This is a genomic window from Wolbachia endosymbiont of Pentidionis agamae (assembly GCF_036711655.1).
Lineage (GTDB): Bacteria > Pseudomonadota > Alphaproteobacteria > Rickettsiales > Anaplasmataceae > JAZHPY01.
This window is the reverse complement of the sequence record NZ_JAZHPY010000073.1, coordinates 1-5,348: the sequence shown is the minus strand read 5'-3', so window position 1 is coordinate 5,348 and position 5,348 is coordinate 1. Positions and strand designations below refer to the sequence as shown.

5 protein-coding genes and 2 pseudogenes are annotated in these 5,348 nt (G+C 33.0%); 1 reads left to right on the top strand and 6 read right to left on the bottom strand.

The window, feature by feature from the left end; translation table 11 throughout:
* Positions 1–88: 88 nt before the first annotated feature.
* Positions 89–1,264: an aspartate aminotransferase family protein gene (locus V6U76_RS04365; RefSeq protein WP_333023844.1), complete on the top strand. Its 1,176-nt coding sequence runs from the start codon at positions 89–91 to the stop codon at positions 1,262–1,264.
* Positions 1,265–1,487: 223 nt separating this feature from the next.
* On the opposite strand, the pseudogene V6U76_RS04360 reads toward V6U76_RS04365, so the two are convergent.
* The 6 genes and pseudogenes from V6U76_RS04360 to V6U76_RS04335 form a co-directional block, all read right to left on the bottom strand.
* Positions 1,488–2,118, bottom strand: a pseudogene (locus tag V6U76_RS04360) (IS5 family transposase); the annotation flags it as partial.
* Between the two features lie 26 nt (positions 2,119–2,144).
* A pseudogene (locus V6U76_RS05610) lies at positions 2,145–2,491 on the bottom strand (hypothetical protein); the annotation flags it as partial.
* Positions 2,492–3,494: 1,003 nt separating this feature from the next.
* Entirely contained in the window at positions 3,495–3,992 is a 498-nt protein-coding gene (locus V6U76_RS04350; protein WP_333023842.1) for a hypothetical protein, read from the bottom strand.
* The gene (locus V6U76_RS04345) at positions 3,977–4,603 is read right to left on the bottom strand and encodes an ankyrin repeat domain-containing protein (RefSeq protein ID WP_333023840.1); all 627 of its coding nucleotides are present in this window, start codon (positions 4,601–4,603) and stop codon (positions 3,977–3,979) included. Before V6U76_RS04345 ends, V6U76_RS04350 begins: the two co-directional genes overlap by 16 nt.
* Positions 4,604–4,659: 56 nt before the next feature.
* Positions 4,660–4,953 carry a hypothetical protein gene (locus V6U76_RS04340; protein ID WP_333023839.1) on the bottom strand — a complete coding sequence of 98 codons (294 nt, stop codon included), beginning with the start codon at positions 4,951–4,953 and terminating at the stop codon, positions 4,660–4,662.
* A gap of 162 nt (positions 4,954–5,115) precedes the next feature.
* On the bottom strand, positions 5,116–5,348 hold a 233-nt coding region (locus tag V6U76_RS04335; RefSeq protein ID WP_333023837.1), incomplete at its 5' end, for a hypothetical protein.

Genomic DNA, 5,348 nt, shown 5'->3' with positions numbered 1-5,348 from the left:
GTATTTTTATGTTGATTCATTATATATACATATCAATTATAAAATAATAATATTATGTTATGAATAATTAAGTTTTTATATATACGTTATGGCAATATCTCCTACCCTACCAGTCTACGCATCAATTAACATCAGTTTTTCTCATGGACAAGGTATTTATTTATATGATACCTCTGGTAAACGTTATATAGATTTTCACTCTGGAATAGGAGTCAACAGCTTCGGTCATGCTAATACACACTTGATCAATACTTTAAAACAGCAAAACGAAAAATTATGGCACATATCAAATGCTTATGCTATACCTTCTGCAGACTTTTTTGCAAAAAAGCTTATAGACAATAGCTTTGCTGATACTGTTTTTTTTGCTAATTCTGGATCAGAAGCAGTAGAATGTGGTCTAAAAATAGCTAGAACTTACCAAAATGGTAAAGGTAAAAAAAATCACTATAGAACTTTGACATTCTATGGTGCATTTCATGGTAGAACTTTTATGACTTCTGCTGCAAATGATAAAAGAAAGTTTTCAGAACTGTTAAACCCTTACATAGATTGGTTTGATAATGTAGATTTAAATATAGAAAGTGTAAAGAAGGCAATTCTAAATAATAATATAGGTGTGGTTCTTATAGAACCAATACAAGGACAAGGAGGGATTAAAGTTATAGATGGAAAGTTTTTAAAGGACTTAAGACAATTATGTTATGCACATGATATATTACTATTTTTTGACTGCGTACAATGTGGTGCAGGTAGAACAGGTAAGCTATTTGCATATGAGAATATAGGAATTGAACCTGACATTTGTGCTCTTGCAAAAGGAATAGGAGGTGGATTTCCTCTTGGTGTATGTCTTGCAACAGAGAAAGCTGCTCAATATATTTCTCTTGGAATGCATGGTTCTACTTTTGGAGGAAATCCGCTTGCAACCTCAATAGGAAATTGTGTACTTGATTTGTTACTTGCTGAGGGTTTCTTAAAAAGAGTACAAGTCAGAGGTCAGTATCTAAAACAAAAACTGCAGATGTTAGCCAGTGAATTTTCAGAAATAGAAGAAGTAAGAGGGGAAGGATTGATGCTTGGTATAAAAGTTAAAATGGATAATCAAATCTTTGCGCAAGAGTTAAGCAGTCGCGGATTACTTACAATGGGCACAACATCAGACCAAGTAGTGAGAATTTTACCTCCACTTATTATTACTGAAAAGGAAATTAATGAAGGAATTGATATTTTATATAAATATCTATCAGAGAATATGTGTTGAAAATTTACAAAAAAATTATCAACCGCTATAACCTAGATAGTATTTTGTAATCAACGTTTGGTAAAGCGGGTCTTGGAAATTTAAAAGATTAGAATTTTTATTCTAATAGTGTTTTTATATTAGACCTCTTAGAGCCTGTTTAGAATCTTCGTAACAAGAGAGAAATAAGAAGAGATAATGATCATCTGTAGGCTAGCTTCCGTTCGTAATTTTTCCACAGTTATCTACACTTTTCTAACCAAGCAAAAGAACGCTCAACAACCCATCTTTTTGGCAATATAACAAAAGAATGCAGTTCACTGCGCTTAACTACCTCAACAGTAGCACCAATAGTAGCTTTTATTTGAGTTGCGAAATTTTTGCCAGTATAACAAGCATCAAATAATATGTTTTTATAGGTTTTCCCTAGCATTTGCAACCATTTGCACAGCACTGCTGCGATCTGTTGCTTCTGCAGTTGTTACATGAATTGCGTGTGGTAAACCTTGCGTATCAACTGCGTTTTATACCAGAAATCTTTTTACCAGCATCATAGCCTTTCTTTTCAGCAGTATCTGTATTTTTGAGAATCAATTATACAGAAACTGGTTTGCTCTTTCCGACCACTGTTCTTTCCAACTAGTTTTTTTAAGACCAATTGCAGCAGACTTGGTTCTTCTGCATTTTTTTATTCCAGTATGTTTTCTCATCTTGGAAAATCCCTTCTCCACTGGCAACCACTTTTCAGTATGTATAATACTCCACAAAATACTTCGTAAGCTTTCTTGGTTTTGTTTTTTTCTGCTACTCTCCAGTATTAGTCTGATTTTTTCAAATTGTTCTTGACTTATGTTGCTTGGATAACTTTTTCGCATAGATATACCTCTTTTTAAATCTATGTCTACTTTACCTCATTTATCCAAGATTCTAAACAGGCTCTTACATAACTCATATCCAGATTGTAAATTCCAGCTATTAAATTGAACCTTAAAGCAAAACATTTTCGTCTATTCAGTATTTATCTGCTATAATTTTAAATCTTTTTAATAAGCCAATCACATTTTCTACTACTACTCTTTGACTCGCAAGCTCTTTTCCTTTTTTCTTTATTCCTTTTCCGTCTTTCATGAATTTTTTGCAAATCTCTATATCTGCCAAAACCTTTAAAGTATGAATTTTTGATTCTTTGAAAATTCGAAAATCATGCCGTTTACCGTTCGAAAAAGTTGTATAAACTGCTCTGTTTTTCTACGATTATTTGTATGCTATGCTTTTTCCTGAATAAAATCTTTTCTGCTTGGGTCTTTCCACGGAAATCTCTGTGTTGCATCAAATTCCATGTAAGAGCTCTTTTCGCTCTGACAACATAAAATCCGTATTCTACTCAATCGAATGTTACGATAGCAGGCATTTTCGCTCACCTAGTAGCTTTGCGTAATTATATCCGATATTTCCTCAAATATTCCAGTGCCATCAGAAGCGGTCTTCCATCAATATGGTTTCCTCTTTGACCTTCTTTTAGCTTCTGCAGCAATTAAAATCTCGGTCATTCTCTTGAATGTTAGTTGAGTTTTTCAAGTTAATCGGCGAAATCCTTTGCCTTCCAACCTGCTTATTTTTTTAAACCTCATCACCCCTCTCATATTATTTTCTAGTAGATTACAACCTTTAGTATGGTTATGTAAAGGTCTAATAACTCAACAATCATCACCTATAAGGTGAAGGGTTAAATTTTAATCAATTTGATGAAGTAGTTCACCTTCCTGATATATTCTTGTATTGCCTCATCTGTCAAAGCTAAATACCCTCTGCCCATAGATGTCTTCCACAAAATTGTTTGCACAAAAATCTTGTATGAGTAAACGAGCTTTTTAAAAGCTTTGCTGACTACTCCTCTGTGGCCTGTATGAAATGAACATGATCTGCAACTTTACCAGAGATATCTCATTTTCCATAGCTTAACAACTCTCTGGTCCTGACTAGCAGCATTGCCAAGTAAAACAATTTTACGGTATTTGAATCCATACCATCGTACTTAGAGTGTTCCAATAACGTCGCTATATACGACTATTATCTTCGCCTCAAGGCTAGGGGTTTTTACAATCCCAGATAGGGGACACTAAAGTAGATAAGTATTCGCTTTAAGTCGATAACACTAACATAACTATATAGAATAAAACTTTATTAAATACAAAATTAAATACAAATTCAGCAGTTTCTAACCTTTAATGATTGTATTGTTTAGATAATTTCAAGCTTTTGCTTCTTCTCTGCTTTTAAATTCTTCACTTACTTTAATCGTGTGCAATGTGCATGGATTTTCACTTTTTCTCTCATTTTCTTTTTTATGAAATTTCATAATTCCATAGCCCACTATAGCACCAAGCAATGCACCAACAAGTATTCCACCAACTGATGCAACAGTAATCATTCCAACAGTAGGTGTTACAAAACATGCTACAATAATCGCACAGCCCATACCTGTACCTAACGATGAAAAAATCGTTAATTTCATAGTAAAATGTTGTCTGCTTTTCTTCTTTTTCTTCAATTGCTCTGCTTCAAATAAACCTACACAACCTCCAAACCATGTGTTATTACTATTTTGTGCAATATAAAGAGGATTTTTATTCTCAAAATTGAGAATATATAAATCTGCACCTTCTTTAAGCAAGGTTCCCATAGTTTTTTTATATTTGTCAATGTCTTCTTCTGCTTTTGGTACATAGCGAGCTAAATTATGTAACACGGTATTCCCATTTCTATCTTGTGCATTGACGTAGACTTTCTTTCCTTTTTGGATACAGAATTTATTAAAGTAGAAACCACATCAGGATTAATTACATGGTGCAGAGCTGTTTCACGGTTTATATTTTGAAACTGTGCATCTGCTCCTTGTTGTAAAAGTTGTTTCATTTCTTCTAAGTCATTTCGTTTAGCAGCTTCTATCAATTGAAGTGATTTTACGCATCGCACAAACTCTGTGTTACCACATTCTTCTGCAAACTCCATCACACTTTTTGTATTAAAGAAAGGATCTTTTGATTGATCAATTGGCTTTAAAGTTAGATTAACACCACTTTTTATAAGGAGTTCTATCAGCTTTTCTTGATTTTTGCTTATTTTAGATGAGAGAGCTATAATATGTAAAGGAGTATATCCACTGTTATTATATACATTCATATATTCTTTTCTCCTTTCTTCTTCAACAGCATTAATCAACACAAGTGCCGTATCATAATAGCCTCCCTCTATAGCGATATAAAGCGGAGTAGCACCAAAATGGTTTTTGCTCCAAGGATCAGCGCCATTTTCTAAAAGCAATTTAGTTATTGGTAAGCTTGCAACAGCACAACACAAAGGAGTACCAATATCACTTAATTTATTAACATCTGCTCTGTACTCAATCAGTACTTCTACAACATTTGACCTTTCTTGTACACAAGTTTACCATTATCATCAAGCTCGATTATAAACTTGAGTTTAGATCTTATAACCTTATTTTCTCCTTCTTTCAAATTTTCATCATGATTTGTTTCATGTACGCCGATATCTGCACTATATAAAAAGTCTATGCAATTTTGTTCTTTGCATTCAATACTTACTTTTTTATTTTTATGAGAAAAAAGCATTTGATTATTTAAAAATATAGGCCCTAATTGCATTTCTAAAGCACGTTTATAACCCAATTGATTACAATTTATTATCAACTACTCGAGCAAAGAATTTTTTGGTATAATCAAATGCCCTTCATTTGATTGAAAGCATGCTTGTCTAAATATTCCAACAAATACTTGTCTTGCAATATTACTGTAATCTTTTGAACTTTGATTAAGGTCAGACAAGCCAACTGTGCCTATAATCTGTTGAGATTATTTGTTAAGTAAGTCACTGACATCTTCAGATTTTATTCTTTGTTTATTTATAATAAAGCTTGTTCTTATAAAATCCATACATGTTTGATAACCTGATTGTGCCTTCTTCCCTTCTTGACCATCATCATTAGGAGCTTTTAATAAACTAAACAAACCATCTAATGGAAACCTCAGTACATTACTACCATCGACCCCACTTCCACCACTTTCATAACCAGAATCAAAATTTA

What these genes read in the sequence shown, in the direction of transcription:
- V6U76_RS04365 (WP_333023844.1), top strand. Translation starts at nt 89, where the DNA reads ATGGCAATATCTCCTACCCTACCAGTCTACGCATCAATTAACATCAGT.